7 protein-coding genes are annotated in these 19,946 nt (G+C 74.6%); all 7 read left to right on the top strand.

Features of this window, described 5'->3' with window-relative positions; genetic code table 11:
* Positions 1 to 521 precede the first annotated feature (521 nt).
* The gene (locus AB0C33_RS50345) at positions 522 to 2,024 is read left to right on the top strand and encodes a thioesterase domain-containing protein (protein WP_358302711.1); all 1,503 of its coding nucleotides are present in this window, start codon (positions 522 to 524) and stop codon (positions 2,022 to 2,024) included.
* Positions 2,021 to 6,631, top strand: a complete 4,611-nt coding sequence (locus AB0C33_RS50340) for an amino acid adenylation domain-containing protein (RefSeq protein WP_358302708.1) — start codon at positions 2,021 to 2,023, stop codon at positions 6,629 to 6,631. The genes AB0C33_RS50345 and AB0C33_RS50340 overlap by 4 nt, the downstream gene beginning before the upstream one ends.
* The gene (locus AB0C33_RS50335; RefSeq protein WP_358302705.1) at positions 6,628 to 12,054 is read left to right on the top strand and encodes an SDR family NAD(P)-dependent oxidoreductase; all 5,427 of its coding nucleotides are present in this window, start codon (positions 6,628 to 6,630) and stop codon (positions 12,052 to 12,054) included. The genes AB0C33_RS50340 and AB0C33_RS50335 overlap by 4 nt, the downstream gene beginning before the upstream one ends.
* Positions 12,051 to 12,254 carry an MbtH family NRPS accessory protein gene (locus tag AB0C33_RS50330; RefSeq protein ID WP_358003315.1) on the top strand — a complete coding sequence of 68 codons (204 nt, stop codon included), beginning with the start codon at positions 12,051 to 12,053 and terminating at the stop codon, positions 12,252 to 12,254. Before AB0C33_RS50335 ends, AB0C33_RS50330 begins: the two co-directional genes overlap by 4 nt.
* On the top strand, positions 12,247 to 15,387 hold the full coding sequence (locus tag AB0C33_RS50325) for an amino acid adenylation domain-containing protein (RefSeq protein ID WP_358302701.1): 3,141 nt from the start codon (positions 12,247 to 12,249) through the stop codon (positions 15,385 to 15,387). The genes AB0C33_RS50330 and AB0C33_RS50325 overlap by 8 nt, the downstream gene beginning before the upstream one ends.
* Positions 15,384 to 18,515 carry an amino acid adenylation domain-containing protein gene (locus tag AB0C33_RS50320; RefSeq protein WP_358302698.1) on the top strand — a complete coding sequence of 1,044 codons (3,132 nt, stop codon included), beginning with the start codon at positions 15,384 to 15,386 and terminating at the stop codon, positions 18,513 to 18,515. Before AB0C33_RS50325 ends, AB0C33_RS50320 begins: the two co-directional genes overlap by 4 nt.
* Positions 18,508 to 19,946: condensation domain-containing protein (locus tag AB0C33_RS50315; RefSeq protein ID WP_358302695.1), on the top strand; the 1,439-nt coding region annotated here is incomplete at its 3' end. The genes AB0C33_RS50320 and AB0C33_RS50315, both read left to right, overlap by 8 nt.

Genomic DNA, 19,946 nt, shown 5'->3' with positions numbered 1-19,946 from the left:
CGTCACGCACGGGGAGGTCTTCCTGATCCCGGCCCTGACACGACGGGGGCCGATGGCTGTCAGCACCCCGCGAGGCCACTGCCAGCGGGATGACCGCCGATCTGACCGATATGGAGAATCGGACCCGACTCAATCAGTCAATAGGGACAGAGACCCCTCCAAACGGCAGGACCGAAACCCTAATTACGGGCATTCCATAGAGGGACAAGATCATCACGCAGGGTGGCAGAACCCCAGAACGCGAGGGCAGGCAGAGATCATCCGCCCAGCCGGGGAGGCCCACCGCCCGTAGACACACCCACCGGAAGCGGGTTTTGTCGATGGCCGAAACCAGCATTCCATCATTGGTTTAAATTTCATCCCTTGACTGACTTTCGGACAAAATAATAGGAATGGCGTGGCTTCAGCCGTGAGCCGCCCCTCGCCAGGTCGAACCCTGACGAGCGGCCCATCTTTCCTGCTGCCCGCGCGACGACCTCGCCCGGCGCGGCAGACCTGCCGGAGGGTGACTTCGCGTCGCGATGCCAGAAGAACAGCCGCTGTCCGAGACACCGTTCGCCTCGCTGACGCGATACCCGCCCGGCGCTCGGACCCTCTTCTGCCTCCCCTACGCCGGTGGGGACGTCACCGCCTTCTGGGCGTGGCGGCAGGCGTTCGACGGCGTCCTGGACGTGCGGGTGGCCATGCTGCCCGGCCGGGAGGGCCGGGTGGCCGAGCCCGGAGCACTCTCTCCCGAGCTGATCGCCCGGTCCATCGCCGCCGCCGTCGCCCGGCAGCGCACGCCGTACTCGATCTACGGGCACAGCATGGGCGGCCGGGTCGCCTTCGAGGTGGTCCGCGAGCTGCGGCGGCTCGGCGTGCGGGCGCCCGAATGCCTCTACGTCGGCGCCGCGCACCCGCCGGAGCGCCAGGAGACGCTGGGACGGTGGACGGGCCTGGGCGACGAGGACCTGGTCGACGAGATCATCCTCCGGCTCGGCGCGCCCGCGGAGTTACGCACGCAGCCCGAGGTCAAGGCCCTGCTCATCCCCGCGCTGCGGACGGACATGGAGTGGCTGCGCCGCTACCGCTTCACCCGCCAGGAGCCCCTGGACGTGCCCATCGTCGCCTTCGCCGGCGCGCACGACCGGGAGGTCACCCACCCGGCCATGCTCGCCTGGGCCCGCCACACCTCCTCGACCTTCCGCCTGCACACGCTCGACGCCGCGCACCTCTTCCTCGCCACGCACGGTGAGGAGGTGGCGCGGACGATCGCGGCCGGCCCGGAGCGGAGCCTGGCCGCGGACGAGGTGCACGTGTGGCTGGCCGACCTCGACGAACTGCCCGAGATGTGCGCGTCCCTCGACGAGCTGTCGCCGCGGGAGGCGGCGCGGGCGGCCAGGTTCCGGCAGGAGGACGGCCGGCGCGGCTTCGTCGGCAGGTCGGTGCTGCTGCGGCGGCTGCTCAGGGAGTACGGGGTCGAGCCGGGCCTCGCCGAGCCGCCCGGCCGGTCCGGCGGCCTGCCGTACGGCGGGACCGAGCTGACCTACAGCGTCGCCCAGTCGGGCGGGCTCGTGCTGGTCGCGCTGACGACCGGCCGGGAGGTGGGCGCCGACCTGGAGCGCTTCCGCCCGCCGGCGGACGAGCAGACGTTCTTCGAGCGGATGCTGGACGAGCGGGAGCGCGACGAGTTCGCCGCGCTGCCCGAGGAACTGCGGTTGCACAGCGCGTTGCGCACGTGGACGGCCAAGGAGGCGCTGCTGAAGGCGTCCGGTGACGGGCTGCGGGTGGATCCGGCGCGGTTCGGGTTCGCCGGGCAGCTTCCGGGCCGGACGTGGGTGCCCGAGGCGTCCCTTGAAGTGGGCCCGGAAGTGGGCCCGGAAGTGGACGCTGAGGCGGAGTGGCTGGCGGGGTGGCGGGTGACGCACCTGCCGCTGGGCCGGGCGATGGCCGCGATCGCCCTGCGCGCGCCGAGCTTCCTGCTGCGTTTCGAGACGGTACGGCAAGGCCGGCTGGTACGGCCGGGTGTGGAGGCCGCAGGATGACACTCCTCAGCAGTCTGATCACGGCTCAGGCCGCGCGGACCCCGGACGCCCCGGCGGTCCGGCAGTGGGAGAACGTGCTCACCTACGCCGAGCTGGTCGAGCGGGCGTGGGCGCTGGCGGCCCGGCTGCGCGAGCTCGGCGTCGGGCCGGAGACGCGGGTGGGGTTGTGCACCCGCCGCACGCCGCTGATGCCGGTGGCGGTGCTGGCCGTGCATCTGGCGGGTGGGGCGTACGTGCCGCTGGACCCGGGGCATCCGCGCCGGCGGCTGGAGGAGGTGCTGGCGGACGCCGGGATCGCGGTGGTCGTCGTGGACGAGCGCGGCCACGAGCTCCTGGACGGCTGCGCCGCCACGCTCGTCGACGCCTTCCAGCCGGGGCCGGCCGAACCCCGGGAGAGCGGCGCCGTCGCGGGCAACGCGGCGTGGGTGATCTACACCTCCGGTTCCACCGGACGGCCGAAGGGCGTGGTGGTGAGCCACGCCAACGCGGTCTTCTTCGTCACCGCGACCGTCGCGCGCTTCGGCCTGGACGCGAGCTGCAGCTCGATGGCCTTCTCCGCGCTGGGCTTCGACGCCTCGATCATGGACATGGTGCTCCCGCTGACCGTCGGCGGCTGCGTGCAGCTCGTGCCGGACGAGGACCGCGTGGACCCGGCCCGGTTGCAGCACTTCCTGGAAGGGCACGACGTCACCTGGGGCTACCTCCCGCCCGCGTTGCTGCCGCTGGTGGACCCGAGCCGGCTGCCGCACCTGCGGGACGTGGTGACGGCGGGCGAGCCGCCCCCGCCCGAGCAGGTGGCGCGCTGGTCGGCGCACACCCGTTTCCACAACCTGTACGGCCCGACCGAGCTGACCGTCGTCGTGGTGGGCGGCGAGTTCCACGGCGTGTGGGAACGTCCGCTGCCGATCGGCCGGCCGTTGACCGGCTGCCGGGCGTACATCGTGGACGAGGACATGAACGAGTGCCCGCCGGGCGTCCCCGGCGAGCTGCTGATCGGCGGCCCGCAGGTCAGCCGCGGGTACCTGGACCGGCCCGCGCTGACGGCCGAGCGGTTCGTGCCCGACCCGTTCTCGGACGAGCCCGGCGCGCGGCTGTACCGGACCGGCGACCACGTGGCTTGGCAGGAGGACGGCCAGATCGCGTTCATGGGCCGCCTCGACCGCCAGGTCAAGGTCCAGGGGCAGCGCGTGGAGATCGGCGAGGTGGAGACGACGCTGCGCGCCCATCCCGGGGTGCGGCAGGCGGTGGTGGACTTCGCGGGCGAGCTGGTCGCCTACGTGACGCCCGAGGACGCGCCCGACCTGGCCGCCCTGCGCGAGGACCTGGCGGTGCGGCTGCCGCCGTACATGCTGCCGACCAGGCTGGTCCGGCTGCCGCTCCTCCCGCTGAACGCCTCGGGCAAGGTGGACCTGGCCGCCCTGCGGGCGCAGTCGCAGCGGGAGCGGGGAACGGCGAGCGGGCTGGCCGGGATCTGGGCGCGGGTGCTGGAGGCGCCCGTCCCGGACGACGAGGACGACTTCTTCCAGCGCGGCGGCCACTCGCTGCGGGCGATGCGGCTGGTGGCCGCGGTGCGCGCGGAGCTGGGCCGGGTGGTCTCGGTCCAGGACGTGTACGAGGGCCGGACCTACGGCGCGCTACGCGCGCTGGTGGCGGGCGCGGAGCGGGCGTCCGCCGCCGCGCCGCCCACCGGCAGCCCGGCCGCGTTCTCCCCCGCCCAGCGCCGGATGTGGTTCGTCGAGCAGCTGGCGCCCGAGTCGGCCGCGCACAACATCGCGATGGCCGAGCGGATCCGGGGCCCGCTCGACGTCGCCGCGCTCCGCCGGGCGCTCACCGCCGTGGTGGCGGCCCACGAGGCGCTGCGCTGGCGGGTGGCCTCGCGCGACGGGATCCCCGACGTGACGGTCGCGCCGCCGCGCGAGGTGCCGCTGCCGATCGACGACCTCTCCCCCGCCGAGTTGGACGCGGCCCTGCAGAAGGAGGCGCGGGAACGGTTCGACCTGGCCGCCGGGCCGCTGTTCCGGGCGCGGCTGCTCCGGCTGGCCCCTGACGAGCACGTGCTCTGCCTGACCGCGCACCACCTGGTGTTCGACGGCTGGTCACAGGACGTGCTCTTCCGCGGCCTGTCGGCCGCCTACCGCGGGGAGCCGGTCGAGGCGGGCGAGCACACGTTCGCCGACTACGTGCGCTGGCTGCGCGCGAACGGCGACGGCCAGGCGCTGGGCTGGTGGCGCGAGCGCCTGCACGACGCCCCGCTGGTGCTGGACCTGCCCAGGGACGCGGCCAGGCCGCCCGCGCAGACCTTCCGCGGCGCCGCCGTCCGGGGCGAGGTGGACGCGGAACTGGCCGGCCGGGTGGCCGAGCTGGCGGCGGAGCTCGGCACCACCCCGTACGCGGTGCTGCTGGCCGCCTTCGGACGCCGCCTGGCCACCCTGGCGGGACGGGACGACCTGGTGGTGGGGGCCGCCTACGCCGACCGGCCGCACGTGGCGTTCGAGTCGCTGGTGGGGATGTGCGTGCAGGTCCTGCCGCTGCGGCTGCGCCCCCGGGGCGACTTCGCCGGGCAGGTGACGGCGTGCGCGGCCGAGCTGAACGCCGCGATCCGGCACCGGGACGTGCCGCTCGGGCAGCTGCTGGAGTCGCTGCGCCTGCCGCGCGACCTGAGCCGCAACCCGATCACGCAGGTCATGTTCAACATGTACAACTTCGCGCAGGCCCATCTGAACCTGGACGGCTGCGCCAGTGAGACGCTGCGGCCGGGGCTGCCCGGGGCGCTGTTCGACCTGACGATGTACGTGGGCGAGCAGCGCGGCGGCTACGCGCTGGAGCTGGTCTACAACCCCGACCTGTTCTCCGCCGAGCGCATGACGGCGCTGGTCGACGGCTATGTCGAGCTGCTCGGCGAGTCGCTGACCGGGCAGGTGCGACCCGAGCCCCCCGAGGCCGCGCTGCCGGCCTGGGACGGGCCCGGCCTGCTGGAGCTGGCCGGCGACGCGCACGCCGGGGCGCGGCGGCGGACCGAGGCGGCGCTGCGCGGCGCGGGGGTCGAGCCGGGGGCCGTGGTGGCCGTCGTCGCCTCCCGGGTGCCCGAGCTGCCGGGGGTGCTGCTCGGCGTGCTGGCCGCGGGGGCACGGTGGGTGGTGATCGACTCGGCCTATCCCGCCGCCGTCCAGGAGCGACAGATCGCCGCCGCGCGAGCGCGGGCGGTCCTGCGGGACGACGCGGTCGAGCTGCGCGAGGGCGGCGCCCTGCTGCCGGGTCCCGGCTACCTCTCGATGACCTCGGGCACCACGGGCGACCCCAAGGCGGTGGTCACCGGCGAGCGGCCGCTGGCCCATTTCCTGTCCTGGTACGTCCGCACCTTCGCCGTCGAGCCGCACGACCGGTTCGCGCTGCTGCACGGGCCGGCCCACGATCCGGCGCTGCGCGACATGTTCGTGCCGGCCGTGGCGGGCGCCGAGCTGTTCGTGCCCGAGCACGAGCTGGTCCGCGATCCCGGCAAGCTCGTCACCTGGCTGCGCGAGCACGCGATCACCGTCCTGCACCTGACGCCGCAGCTCGCGGCGATGCTGGCGGGCACCGGCGGCACGCTGCCCGACGTGCGGCTGGCCGGCGTGGGCGGCGACCTGTTCACCGGCGTCCAGGCGGCCCGGCTGCGCGCGCTCGTGCCCGATGCCCGGATCGTCGCCTTCTACGGCACGACCGAGACGCCGCAGGCGCACGCGTGGCACGAGCTCGCGGAGCCGTACCCGGAGGTCGTGCCGATCGGGCGGCCCGTCGAGGGCAGCGAGATCATCGTGGTGACGCCGGACGGCCGGCGGGCCGGTGTGGGCGAGCTCGGCGAGGTGGTCGTCCGCAGCCGCCACCTGGCCGACGGCTACCTGGATCCGGCGCTGACCGGCCGGCGCTTCGCCGGCGACCGGTTCCGCACCGGCGACCTCGGCCGGCGCAACCCCGACGGCACGATCACCCCGGCGGGGCGCGCCGACGACCAGGTGAAGGTGCGCGGCTTCCGGGTCGAGCTGGGCGAGGTGGAGGCCGCGCTCGCCGCCTGCCGGGACGTGCGCGCCGCCGCGGCCAGGGTCGAGGACGGCACGCTCGTCGGCTACGTGGTGCCCGCCCGGCCCGGCCTGGCGGCGCACCGCCTCCTGGACGAGCTGCGCGGCGCGCTGCCCGAGCACGCCGTCCCCAGCGAGGTGGTGGCGCTGCCCGCGCTGCCGCTGACGCCCAACGGCAAGGTGGACCGCGCCGCGCTGCGCGGCCGGCCGGTCGAGCAGCCGAAGGCCGGCGGCGGCCTCGACGGCCCCACCCAGAAGACGGTAGCCCAGGTGTGGCGCGCCGTGCTGGGCGTGCCGCGGCTCGGCCCCGACGACAACTTCTTCGAGATCGGCGGCCACTCGCTGGCCGTGGCGGCGGTCCAGGCCCGGCTGCGGGCGGCGACCGGCCGCGAGATCCCGATCACGGAGCTGTTCAGGCATCCCACGATCCGGACGCTGGCCGCTCATCTCGATGGCGCGGGCGGCAGTCCGGGGCTGGACCGGGCGGCGCGCCGCCTGGCCTCACGGCGAGACAGGTTGAGGAACCGCAACGAGAAGGGGATTGCCCCATGACGGACGAGCCCACGGCCGAGCCGATCGCGATCATCGGCTTGTCGTGCCGAGTCCCGGGAGCGGGTGACGCGCAGCAGTTCTGGCGCAACCTCGCCGACGGCGTCGAGTCGCTGACCACGTACACCCTGGAGGAGCAACGGGCGCTGGGCACGGCGGAGAGCCTGCTGGCCGACCCGAACTTCGTGCCGGCCGCCATGACGCTGGACGACTACGAGGGTTTCGACGCGGCGTTCTTCGGCATGTCGATCAGGGAGGCCGAGGTCCGCGACCCGCAACACCGGCTGTTCCTGGAGCTGTCGCACACGGCGCTGGAGGACGCGGGCTACGACCCCTTCCGCTACCCGGGCGAGATCGGCGTCTACGCCGGGACCGGGACGGACACCTACCAGTGGCGCAACATCCGCAGCAACGCCCAGGCCCACAAGAACGCCGGCTGGCTGGCGGTCATGGTGGGCAACCACGTCGACTACTGCGCCACGCTCACCTCCTACAAGCTCGACCTGCGCGGCCCCAGCTACACCGTGCACACCGCGTGCTCGACCGCGCTGGTGGCCTTCCACATCGCGTGCGAGGCGCTGCGCAACGGCGAATGCGACATGGCGCTGGCCGGCGCGGCCATGCTGGACCTGCCGCAGGGCGAGGGCTACATCTACGACCAGGACGGCATCGTCTCCCCCGACGGGCACACCCGCTCCTTCGACGCCGACGCCGGCGGCACGACCTGGGGCAGCGGCGGCGGCGTCCTGGTGCTGAAGCGGCTGTCGGAGGCGATCGAGGACCGCGACAACATCCGCGCGGTGGTCCTGGGCAACGCGATCAACAACGACGGCGCGGGCAAGGTCGGCTTCTCCGCGCCCAGCCTGGACGGCCAGGCCGCGGTGATCGCGCAGGCGCTGGGCGTCGGCGGCGTGGATCCCCGTACGGTCACCTACGTCGAGGCGCACGGCACCGGCACGGCGCTCGGCGACCCGATCGAGGTGGCCGCGCTGTCCAGCGTGTTCGCCCAGCACACGAGCGACACCCAGTGGTGCGGCATCGGCTCGGTCAAGAGCAACATCGGCCACCTCGGCCAGTCGGCCGGCATCCCCAGCCTGGTCAAGACGGTGCTGGCGCTGGAGAACAAGCTGATCCCGCCGACGTTGCACTTCAAGAGCCCCAACCCCAAGATCGACTTCCCGGCGAGCCCGTTCTACGTCGTCTCCTCGCCGACGAAGTGGGAGCGCGACGAGTTCCCGCGCCGCGCGGGGGTCAGCTCGTTCGGCATCGGCGGCACGAACGCGCACGCCGTGCTGGAGGAGGCCCCGCCGCGCCCGTCGCTGCCCCGCGAGCGGCCCGCGCACCTGCTGAAGCTGTCGGCCAGGACGGAGTCGGCGCTGGCCGCCGCGCGCGAACGGCTGGCCGCGCACCTGGCCGCGCACCCCGAGACGGACCTGGCCGACGCCGCGTTCACGCTGCGCGTGGGCCGCCGGGAGCTCAAGCACCGGGCCGTCGTCGTCGCCACCTCACCGGGCGACGCGGTGGCCGCGCTGTCCGACCCCAGGCGGACCGTCACCGGCGCCAAGCCGAAGCGACCGGCGCAGGTGGCCTTCCTCTTCTCCGGCCAGGGCGCCCAGTACGGCGGCATGGCCGCGGAGCTGTACCGCAACGAGCCGATCTTCCGCGAGGCGGTCGACGAGTGCGCGGCCGTCCTGGACGTGCGCGACCAGATCTTCGCCACCGGCGAGGAGGCCGACGAGGCGCTGCGGCAGACCTCGCTCACCCAGCCCGCCCTGTTCACGGTGGAGTACGCGCTGGCCAGGCTCTGGCTCTCGCTGGGCGTCGAGCCCGCCGCGATGATCGGCCACAGCATCGGCGAGTACGCGGCGGCCACCATCGCCGGCGTCTTCACCCTGCCCGACGCGATGCGGCTGGTCGCGGCGCGCGGCCGGCTGATCCAGGCGCTGCCGCCGGGCTCCATGCTGGCCGTTCAGCTCATGCCCGACGAGATCGCGCCGATGCTGCCCGACGACGTCTCCGTGGCCACCGTCAACGGCCCCGGCACGTGCGTCGTGTCCGGCCCGTCGGAGTCGATCGCGGAGCTGGCCGAGATGCTGGAGGAGGAGGGCATCGGCTGCACCCGGCTGCGCACCTCGCACGCCTTCCACTCGGCGATGATGGAGCCGATGCTGCGCGAGTTCCGCGAGCTGGTCGCGGCGGCCCGGCCGGCCGCGCCGAGCCTGCCGTTCCTGTCCAACGTGACCGGCACCTGGATCACCGCCGCGGAGGCCACCGACCCGTCCTACTGGGCCAGGCACGTGCGCGAACCGGTCCGCTTCGGCGACTGCGTCTCGACGCTGCTGGCCGACGGCGAATGGATCATGATCGAGTGCGGGCCGGGCCGGCAGCTGTGCGGCCTGGCGGGCACCCAGCTGGCCGCCGGCGCGATCGCCCCGCTGCCGTCGCTGCCCGGCCCGCGCGACCGGGCCGGTGACGTCGCGGTCTTCTCGCAGGCCGTGGGCGCGCTGTGGGTGCACGGCATCGAGCTGAACGACTTCGGCGCCCCCGGCTTCCGCGTCTCGCTGCCGGGTTACCCGTGGGAGCGGCAGCGCGCCTGGATCGACCCCGACCCGCAGGGCGCCTTCGCCGGCGGCGTCGCCCACCCGCAGCAGGCCGACGGCCCCCTGCCGCCCGAGCGGTGGTACGGCGTGCCCGTCTGGCACCAGGCGCCGGCCCGTCCGGGGACGCCGTCGCCGGTCACGCGCTGCCTGGCCTTCGTGGACGAGGACTCCGCCGCGCTGGCCGACGCGCTGCGCGCCTCCGGGGCCGAGGTGCTGGAGGTGCGGCCGGGCGCCGCGTTCGGCGCCTTCGACGGGCACTTCACGGTGCGGCCGGCCGTACGGGAGGACTACGACGCGCTGCTGGAGGCGGTCGGCGAGATCCCCGAGCGGGTCGTGCACGCCTGGGCGCTCACCGGCGGCGGCGAGCAGACGTGGGCGGCGCAGGACCGCGGCTTCTTCGGCGTCCTGGGTCTCGTGCAGGCGCTGTCGGCGGCCCAGCCGCCGGGCGGGGTGCAGCTCGACCTGGTGACCGCGGGCACGATGGACGTCGTCGGCGGCGACCTGACCAGGCCGGAGCACGCCACGCTGGCGGCCTTCGCCCGGGTCGTCCCGCTGGAGACGCCGTGGCTGCGCGTCCGCCACATCGACGCGCCGGACGGGGACGCGAACCGGCCGGCGGCGGTGCGGGGCGTCGCCGCCGAGCTGGGCCGCGCGGCCGAGCCCGGCGAGGCCGGGTTGCTGGCCCCGGTCGCCCTGCGCGGCGGGAAGCGGTGGCTGCTCGGGTACGAGCAGGTGGAGGTGACCAGCGAGCCGGGCGAGCCGCGCGACGGCCAGGTGTACGTGATCACCGGCGGTCTGGGCGGCATCGGCGTCTCGCTGGCCGAGGACCTGGCGGCGCGGGCCCGCGTCGGCATCGTCCTGCTGTCCAGGAGCGGGCTGCCCGAAGGCCCGCCGCGGTCGGCCCGCGAGGCGCGCGCCGCCGAGGCGATCGGCCGGATGGAGGCCGCCGGGGCGCGGGTGCTGACCCTGGCCGCCGACGTGACCGATCCGGCGGACATGCGCCGGGTCAGGGACGAGACGCTCGCCGCCTTCGGCCGGGTGGACGTGCTCGTGCACGCGGCCGGCGTGCCCGGCGGCGGCATGGCCCAGATCAAGGAGCGGGAGGCGGCCGAGGCCGTGCTCCGGCCCAAGCTGCTCGGCACGCTGGCGCTGCAGGAGGCGTTCGGCGACCTGGAGCTGGAGGCCGTGGTGCTCTGCTCGTCGATCACCGCGGTGGCCGGCGGGTTCGGGCAGATCGACTACTGCGCGGCCAACAACTTCCTCGACGCGCACGCCCGCGCCGGACGAGGCTGGAACGCCGCCCAGATCGTCAGCGTCAACTGGGGCAGATGGCTGGAAGTCGGCATGGCGGTGGAGACCGCGGCGCCCGCCGGATTCGTCGCGTTGCAGCGCGGCGACCGGATCAAGGCGCTCGACCACCCGGTCCTCGACGCGCGGCACGCCGGCGAGATCGGCGGGCTCGACTGGTGCAGCGGCACGCTCTCACCCGGCACGCACTGGGTGCTGGACGAGCACCGCATCGCCGACGTGCCGGTGCTGCCCGGCACCGGACACGTCGAGCTGGCCAGGACGGCCGCCGAGGCGGTGCTGCCCGACGGCGGGCTCGTCGAGCTGCGGGACGTGGTGTTCGTCGAGCCGCTGTCGGTGGCCGACGGCGCGACCGCCGAGGTACGGGTGCTCTTCACCCCGGAGGCGGACGGCGCCGAGTTCCAGGTGCAGAGCATCATCGGCGGCTCGCACCGCACCCACGCCAGGGGCACGGCGGCCAAGGTGAGCCCACCGCCCGCCGACCGCGTGGACCTGCGCGCCATCATGGACCGCTGCGTGTCCTCGGCGGACGAGCAGGGCGGCGTCCCGCTGTCGGGCCTGCTCACGCTGGGCGCGCACTGGCACCGGACGCTGACCGCCACGCATGTCGGGCAGCAGGAGGCGCTCGGCCTGTTCGAGGCCAACGACGCGCTGATGGCCGACCTGGACCGGTGGGGGCTGCACCCGGCCCTGCTCGACGCCGCCACCACCTTCAGCTGGGTCGCGGTCGAGGGCCACTACCTGCCGCTCGGCTACGGCCGCATCACCGTGTTCGGCAGCCTGCCCGAGGCGTTCTGGAGCCATCTGCGCATCACCAGCACCGACACCGACGAGGTGCTGGTCGTCGACGTCACGTTGATCGCGCCCGACGGCACGGTGCTGGTGCAGATCTCCGACTACGTCCTGCGCAGGATCGACACCGAGGCCGTGGTCTCCGGGGTCCGCTCCAGCGCCGGGTCCCAGGTCGCCGCCCCGGCCGCGACCGCGTCGCCGGCCGGTGCCGACGACGCGGCCGGCATCAGGCCGGCCGACGGGGCCCTGTCCCTGCGCAGGCTGCTCGCCGCCCCGCTCGGCCCCCAGGTCGTGGTGGCGGCCAGCACGGTGGCCGAGCTCGTCGCCGGCGTCGGCTCGCTGACCCAGGAGACCGTCGAGAGCGAGCTCGATCCGGCGGCGGTCGCCGACCGGCAGGACAAGGCGCCCGCCGAGGGCTACGTCGCGCCGCGCAACGACGCCGAGGCCACGATCGCCCGCCTGTGGGGCGAGGTGCTCGGCGGCGACCACATCGGCGTCGACGACGACTTCTTCGAGCTGGGCGGCAACTCGCTCATCGCGGTGCAGCTGATCGCCCTGATCCGCAAGGAGCTCGGGGTCCGGCTGCCGATGCGCAACCTCTTCGAGGAGCCGACCGTGGCCGGGGTCGCGGCCCTGATCGACGCCGCCACGGCCGCCGCCCCCGAGCCCGCCCCCGCCGGGCCCGCCGCCCAGACCATCCCCCGCCTCCCCCGGAGTTCCGCATGAGCACAGAGACCAGCACGGACACCAAGGTCGTACGCAACGACGAGGAGCAGTACTCCATCTGGCCCGCCGGCCGGGACAACCCCTCCGGCTGGTACGACGCCGGTTTCTCCGGCACCAAGGACGCCTGTCTGGCGCACATCGAGCAGGTGTGGACCGACATGCGGCCGAAGAGTCTGCGAGAGGCCATGGACAGTGAGTGATGCCTTCCCCGCATCCTCCGGCCAGGAGCGGATGTGGTTCCTTTCGCGCTTCGAGCCCGATCTGGCCGTCTACAACATCGGCATGGTCATGCCGATGGCGGCCAGGCAGCCGGTGGACCCCCGCCGGCTGGAGCGGGCGATCGATCTGGTCGTGCGGCGTCATGAGGCGCTGCGCACCACGTTCGACTTCCGGGACGGGCAGGTCGTGCAGATCGTCCACCCCGGCGCGCCGCCCACGGCGCTGACCGAGACGGACCTGAGCCACCTTCCGCGGGCCGCCGCCGAGGCGGAGCTGGCCCGCCTGGCCAGGGCGGACGCGGTGCTGCCGTTCGACATGGAACGGGCGCCGCTGTACCGGGGCAGGCACGTCAAGCTGGCCGAGGACGACCTGCGGCTGGCCGTCGTCTTCGACCACACGATCTTCGACGGCGTCTCCTCCATGGTCTTCATGGACGAGGTGGAGGAGTGCTACGACGCGCTCGGCGAGGACCGGCCGCCGAAGCTGCCCGAGCTGCCGATCCAGTTCGCCGACTTCGCCGTGTGGCAGCGCGGCAGGTTGTCCGGCGAGTTCCTGGAGACCGAGCTGGTGCACTGGCGCGAACGGCTGGCGGGGGTGCCCGCCGACCTCGCCCTGCCGGGCGACCGGCCGCGGCCGACCCGCCGGAGCTACCGGGGCGGGATCCGGCTCGGCGCCTACTCCCCCGAGCTGTCGGCGGGCGTGGAGCGGCTGGCCAAGGAGCTCAACACGACGTTGTTCACGGTGATGCTCACCGCGTACGCCGCCGTGCTGTCGCGCTGGTCGGGGATCGACGACATCGTGGTGGGCACGCCGGTCGCGGGCCGGCTGCTGCCCGAGACCGAGCCGGTCATCGGCATGTTCGTCAACGCGGTGCCGCTACGCGTGGACCTGTCGGGCGCGCCCAGCTTCCGCGAGGCGGCCGGGCGCGTGCGGGCGACGGTCGCCGAGGCGCTGGACCACCAGGAGCTGCCGTTCGAGCGGCTCGTGGAGGACCTGCAGCCGGCCCGGGACCTGAGCGTGCCGCCGCTCTATCAGGTGATGTTCAACCTGGCGATCCGCACCAACGAAGGGCAGATCGCCAACGGCACCGCCAAGGTGGACCTCCAGCTCGACGTCAACATGCGCGACGGGGTGCTGCACACCCGGCTGGAGTACGCCACCGACCTGTTCGACCCGGAGACGATCGAACGCTTCGAGGCGAACCTGCGCACGCTGGTCGAGGCGGCCGCCGCCGACCCCGGCCAGGCGGTCCCCGAGCTCCCCGTGCTCGCCGCGGACGAGCGTGCGCGCGTGCTGGCCCTCGGGGACGGCGGGCCGCCGGCCGAGCCCGGCACCCTGCACACGTTGATCGAGGCCCGGGCCGCCGCGACCCCCGACGCCCCCGCCGTGGTCTTCGGCGAGGTCACGCTCACCTACGCCGAGCTCAACGGCCGCGCCAACCGGCTGGCCCGGCGGTTGCGGCAGATCGGCGTGGAGCGCGGCCGGCCCGTCGCGGTCTGCGCGGAACGCTCGCCCGAGCTGGTCGTCGCGCTGCTCGCGGTGCTCAAGGCGGGCGGGGCGTACGTGCCGCTGGATCCGGAGTACCCGCGGGACCGGCTGGAGTTCATGCTGTCCGACTCCGGCGCGCAGGTGCTGCTCACCCAGCGCCACCTGCCGTCCTTCGGGCCGGTCGGGACGGTGCTGCTGGAGGACGACCACGACCTCGGCTCCGGCGACCTCGACCCGGTGACCGGGCCGGACGACGCCGCGTACCTGATCTACACCTCGGGCTCGACCGGCCGGCCGAAGGCCGTGGTCAACACCCATCGCGGCATCGTCAACCGGCTGGCCTGGATGCAGGAGACGTTCGGCCTGACGGCCGGCGACGTGGTGCTGCAGAAGACGCCGACCAGCTTCGACGTGTCGGTGTGGGAGTTCTTCTGGCCGCTGCTGCGGGGCGCCTGCCTCGTGCCGGTGCGGCCGGGCGGCCACCGCGACCCGGGTCACCAGCGCGACCTGGTCAAGCGGCACGCGGTGACCACGATGCACTTCGTGCCGTCGATGCTCGCCCTCTTCCTGGAGGAGGCGAACATCGAGTCGTGCACGTCGCTGCGGCGCGTGGTGTGCAGCGGCGAGGAGCTGCCGCCCAGGACCGCGGCCCGCTTCTTCGAGCGCCTGCCCGGCGTGGAGCTGCACAACCTGTACGGCCCCACCGAGGCGGCCGTCGACGTCTCCTGGCACGCCTGCCGGCCGGGCGAGACGGTGATCCCCATCGGCCGTCCGATGCCCGGCTGCCGCCTGCACGTGCTCGACGAGCGCCTGGAGCCGATGCCGGTCGGCGTGCCCGGCCAGCTGTACATCGGCGGCGTCCAGGTGGCCCGCGGCTACGCGGGACGGCCGGGGCTGACGGCCGAGCGCTTCGTCCCCGACCCGTACGGCCCGCCGGGCGCGCGGCTGTACGCCACCGGCGACCTGGCCAGGCTGCGCGCCGACGGTGAGCTGGAGTTCCTCGGCCGCATCGACGACCAGGTCAAGGTGCACGGCTGGCGGGTCGAGCTGGGCGAGGTCGAGGCGGCGCTGGCCGCGGACCCGCGGGTGCGCGGGGTCGTCGTCGCCCTGCGCGACGACGCGCCGGGCGGCCGCGGGCTGGTGGCCTACGTGGACTGGACGGGCGAGCCGAGCCGGTTGTCGCACGAGCTGCGCACCGGGCCGGCCCGCACGTTGCCCGCGGCGCTGGTGCCGCAGGCGTTCGTGCAGGTCACCGAGTTCCCCTTGGGCCCCAGCGGGAAGCTCGACCGGGCCGCGCTGCCGCCGCCCACCGGGCCCGGCCGCAGCGATCTGGGCACCACCTACGTCGCGCCGGAGACGCCGCTGGAGGAGGAGCTGTGCGCGCTCTGGGGCGAGCTGCTCGGCCGTGACCGGGTGGGCGTCGAGGACGACTTCTTCGCGCTCGGCGGGCACTCGCTGCTGGCCGTCCTGCTGATCACCCGGTATCGGGAGGCGTACGGGATCGAGATGGACCTGCGGGTCTGCTTCGAGCTCACCACGGTCGCCGAGCACGCGCTGGCCGTGCTGGAACTCCAGCTCGGCGACGTCGAGCTGGACGATCTCCTGGCGGAGGACGCGGACGGATGAGCGAGGTGAGAGGGCGGCTGGCCCGCCTCAGCCCGGAGCAGCGCGCGGCGCTGGAGCGCAGGCTCCAGCGGCAGCCGAAGGCCCGGCCCGCCGGGATCCCCCCGCGCAGCGATCCGGACGCGCCGGCGCCGCTCTCCTACGGACAGGAGCGGCTCTGGTTCCTGCAGCGGCTCGACCCCGCCGACGCCTCCTACAACATGTACATGGTGCAGCGGCTGCGCGGCGAGCTGTCCATCCGTGACCTGGCCGGGGCGCTGGCCACCGTGGCGGCGCGGCACCCGATGCTGCGGGCCCGCTTCCCCGCGGTGGAGGGCGGCCCGGTCCAGGTCGTGGAGCCGGCGCTGAAGCTCGATCCGGTGCTGGTGGACCTCGCGGACCTGCCCGCCGCCGAACGCGAGGCCCGCGCCACGGCGATCGTGGCCGAGCTGACCAACACGCCGTTCGACCTGGCCACCGGGCCGCTGGTACGGGTGCACCTGATCACGCTGTCGGCGACCGATCACGTGCTCTGCCTGGTCCTGCACCACCTGGTGGCCGACGGCTGGTCACTGAAGATCATCTTCTCCGAGCTGGCCGCCTGCTACACCGGGAACGCGGCCGGGCTGGGCGTCCCGTCGATCGACTACCGCGACTTCGCGGCCTGGCAGCGCGGCCGCGAGCCGTCGCGGGAGTCGCTGGACTACTGGCGCGCCAAGCTCGACGGCGTGCAGCCGCTCGACCTGCCCACGGACCGGCCGCGGCCGGCCGTACGGGTGGCCGACGGCGACTACTGCGCGCGGCGCATCGGCCCCGAGCTGACGGCCCGGCTGGAGCAGCTGGCCAGGGACGAGCGCGGCACGCTGTTCATGGTCCTGCTGGCCGCCTACCAGCTCCTGCTGGGCGCCCACTGCGGCGCCGACGACCTGACGGTCGGCTCGGTCATCGCCGGCCGCGACCGTCCGGAACTCCAGGACGTCGTCGGCTTCTTCCCCGAGACGCTCGTGCTGCGCGGCGACCTGTCCGGCGACCCGTCCTTCCGCACGCTGCTCGCGCGCACCAGGGCGACGGTGCTGGACGCGTTCGCGCACCAGGACATCCCCTTCGAACGCCTGCTCAACGACCTCGGCATCCGCCGCGACCTGAGCACGACGCCGCTGTTCCAGGCGATGTTCGTGATCCAGGACAAGGAGGCCGGCGCCCTGCCGCTGCCCGGCATCGAGGCGGAGATGTTCGACCCGGGCGCGACCCAGGCGAAGTTCGACCTGATGCTGGACGTCACCCAGTTCGACGGCTCCCTCTGGGCGATGTTGTCCTACGCCCGCGACCTGTTCGAGGAGGAGACCGCGACGCGGCTGCTGCGGCGGTGGGAGCGGGTGCTGGAGGCGGTCGTGCGCGACCCGGGCACGCCGCTGTCCGCGCTGCGCGCGGCCATGCTGCTGCCCGAGGACCGGCCGCCGGTCCTCGACACCCCGCAGCCGCCCGCGCGCGACGTGCTCGACCTCTTCCAGGAGCGCGTCCGGCTGGCGCCCGGCGCGACGGCGGTGAGCCACGGCGACCGCCGGGTCACCTACGCCGAGCTGGACGCCATGGCCGCCGCGCTGGCCGGACGCCTGGCCGCGGCCGGGGTCGGCCCGGACACGGTCGTGGGCCTGCGCGCCGGGCGCTCGGTGGAGCTGATCGCCGGGATGCTCGCCGTCGGCCGGGCGGGCGGCGCCTACCTGCCGCTCGACCCGGCGTACCCGCCGGAGCGGCTGCGGTGGATGGCGGCGGACGCGGGCGCGGCCCTGGTGCTGGACGAGGACGATCTCCGCGAGTCGCCGCAGGCGCCGCACGCCGAGGTCGCGGGGCCGGGCTCGCTGGCCTACGTGATCTACACCTCGGGCTCGACCGGGCGTCCCAAGGGCGTGGAGGTGCCGCGCGAGGCGCTGGCGTCGCGGGTGGGCTGGATGCGCGGCCACTACGAGCTCGGGCCGGGCGACCGCGTCCTGCAGTTCGCCTCGCCGAGCTTCGACACGCACGCCGAGGAGATCTACCCCGCGCTGGCCGCCGGCGCGGAGCTCGTCCTGTGCCCGGACGAGCCGCTGCCGGACTTCCTGAAGACGCCGGAGGGCGCCGCGCTCACCGTGCTGGACCTGCCCACGTCGTACTGGCAGGAGCTGGTGGCCATGGGCGTCGAATGGCCGCCCGGCCTGCGGCTGGTCATCCTGGGCGCCGACCCGCTGCCCGGCCCCGCGCTGGCCGCCTGGTACGCGTCCGGCCCCCAGGGCGTGCGGCTGGTCAACAGCTACGGCCCCACCGAGGCCACGATCATCGCCGCCACCGCCGACATGGACCCCTCGGAGGCGCTGCGCCGCCCGGCCGTGGGCGTCGCCCTGCCCGGCACCACGCTCCAGGTGCTGGGCCCCGACGGGCTCCCGGTGCCGGTCGGCGTCGCGGGCGAGCTGCACATCGGCGGCAGCGGCCTGGCCCGCGGCTACCGGGGGGCGCCCGCCCGCACGGCCGAGCGTTTCGTGCCCGGCCCCGGCGGCTCGCGCCTCTACCGCACCGGCGACCGGGCCCGCTTCCGCCTGGACGGCGGACTGGAGATCCTCGGCCGCCTGGACCGTCAGGTGAAGGTGCGCGGTTACCGCGTCGAGCCGGGCGAGGTGGAGTCGGCGCTGCTCGCCCACCCGTCGGTGCGGCAGGCCACGGTGGTGGTCCACGACGACCGCCTGATCGCCTACGCCGTCCACGACGCCGGGGACGACGCGTTACGCGAGCACCTCGCCGCCGAGCTGCCCCCGCACATGGTGCCCAGCGCGATCGTCTCGCTCGACCGCATCCCGCTGACCCCCGGCGGCAAGATCGACCGGGACGCGCTGCCCGCGCCGGGCCGGCCGCGCGGCGCCGGCTACGAGCCGCCGGCCGGCGCGGCCGAGGAGCTCGTCTGCCTGGTCTGGGCCGAGGTGCTGGGGCTGGAGCGGGTGGGCGCGCTGGACGACTTCTTCCAGCTCGGCGGCCACTCGCTGCTGGCCACCAGGACCACGGCCCGCATCGCCGCGGCCGTCGAGCTGGACGTGCCGCTCAAGCTGGCCTTCACCCACCCGACGCCACGCCTGCTGGCCGCGGCCCTGGAACACCTGGCCGAGGAGGCCGACGAGCGTGGATGAACGGCAGGCGCGCGTGCAGGCCCGCTTCCGCAAGGCGATCGCGGGCCTGGGCACCGCGGAGCAGATCCCGCGACGCGCCGAGGGCAGCGATCCGCCGCTGTCGTTCGCGCAGGAGCGGCTGTGGTTCATGGAGCAGTTCGCCCCCGGGACGAGCGCGTACGTGCTGCCCGTGTCGGCCAGGCTGCGCGGCCCGCTCGACGCCGGACGGCTGCGGGAGTCGCTGGACGCCGTGGTCGCCCGGCACGAGAGCCTGCGCATGACCTTCCCCGCCGGCCCCGACGGGCGGCCGCAGGTGCGGGTGGCGGACCGGGTGCGGGTGCCGCTGCGCGTCGTGGACGTGCCGGACGAGGCGGCGGCCAGGCAGGTGCTCAGCGCCGACGCCGCGCTCCCCTTCGAGCTGGCGGACGGCCCGCTGCTGCGCGCCACCCTGGTACGGCTCGCGCCCGACGACCACGCGCTGCTGGTGGCGGTCCATCACATCGTCGCCGACGGCTGGTCGGCCGATCTCATCCTCCGCGAGCTGCTGACACCGCCGCAGAGCGGGCCGCGGCTGGGTTACGGCGACTACGCGTCGTGGCAGCGGGAGCGGCTGAGCGGCGACCGGCTGGCCGGCGACCTGGCGTTCTGGCGCGCCGAGCTGGACGGGTTGCAGGTGCTCGACCTGCCCCTGGACCGGCCGCGCCCACCCCGGCAGAGCTTCCGGGGCGGCTGGCACGACGTCCAGATCGACGTGGCGGCGTTCCGCGAATTGTGCCGGGCCGAGGGGGCGACGCTCTACATGGGGCTGCTCGCCGCCTTCCAGGTGCTGCTGGCCCGCTGGTCCGGCACGACCGGCTTCGCGGTGGGGTCGCCGGTGGCCGGACGGACCCGGCCGGAGTTCGAGGACATGGTCGGGCTGTTCGTCAACTTGCTGCCGCTGCGGGCGCGGCTGGCGGGCGACCCCGGCTTCGCCGAGCTGCTGCGCCGCACGCGGGACGGCGCGATCGAGGTCTACGGCCACCAGGAGCTGCCCTTCGAGAAGCTGGTCGCCGAGCTGGACCCCGAACGCGACGTCAGCCGCCCGCCGCTGGTCCAGGTGCTGTTCGCGCTGCAGAGCTACCGCGGCGACGGCGAGGGCTTCGAGCCGGACAGCACGACCACCCGGTTCGACCTGGAGCTCTACGCCGCCGAGCGGGGCGAGCAGTTGGAGGGCCGCTTCGTCTACAACGCCGAGCTGTTCCGGCCGGAGACGATCGAGCGGCTGGCGCAGCGGTTCGCCGCGCTGTTGCGTGCGGTGGTGGCGTCGCCCGACGTGCCGGTGGGGCGTCTGGACATCCTGCCGGACGAGGAGCGGAAGCAGCTCGCACGCTGGAACGCCACCGACCGGGAGCATCCGGGCGGCACCCTGCACGAGCTGGTCTTCGCGCAGGCCGAGCGCACCCCGGACGCGAC

The organism is Nonomuraea sp. NPDC048881 (assembly GCF_040649795.1).
Classification (GTDB): domain Bacteria; phylum Actinomycetota; class Actinomycetes; order Streptosporangiales; family Streptosporangiaceae; genus Nonomuraea.
This window is presented reverse-complemented; position numbering and strand designations above follow the sequence as displayed.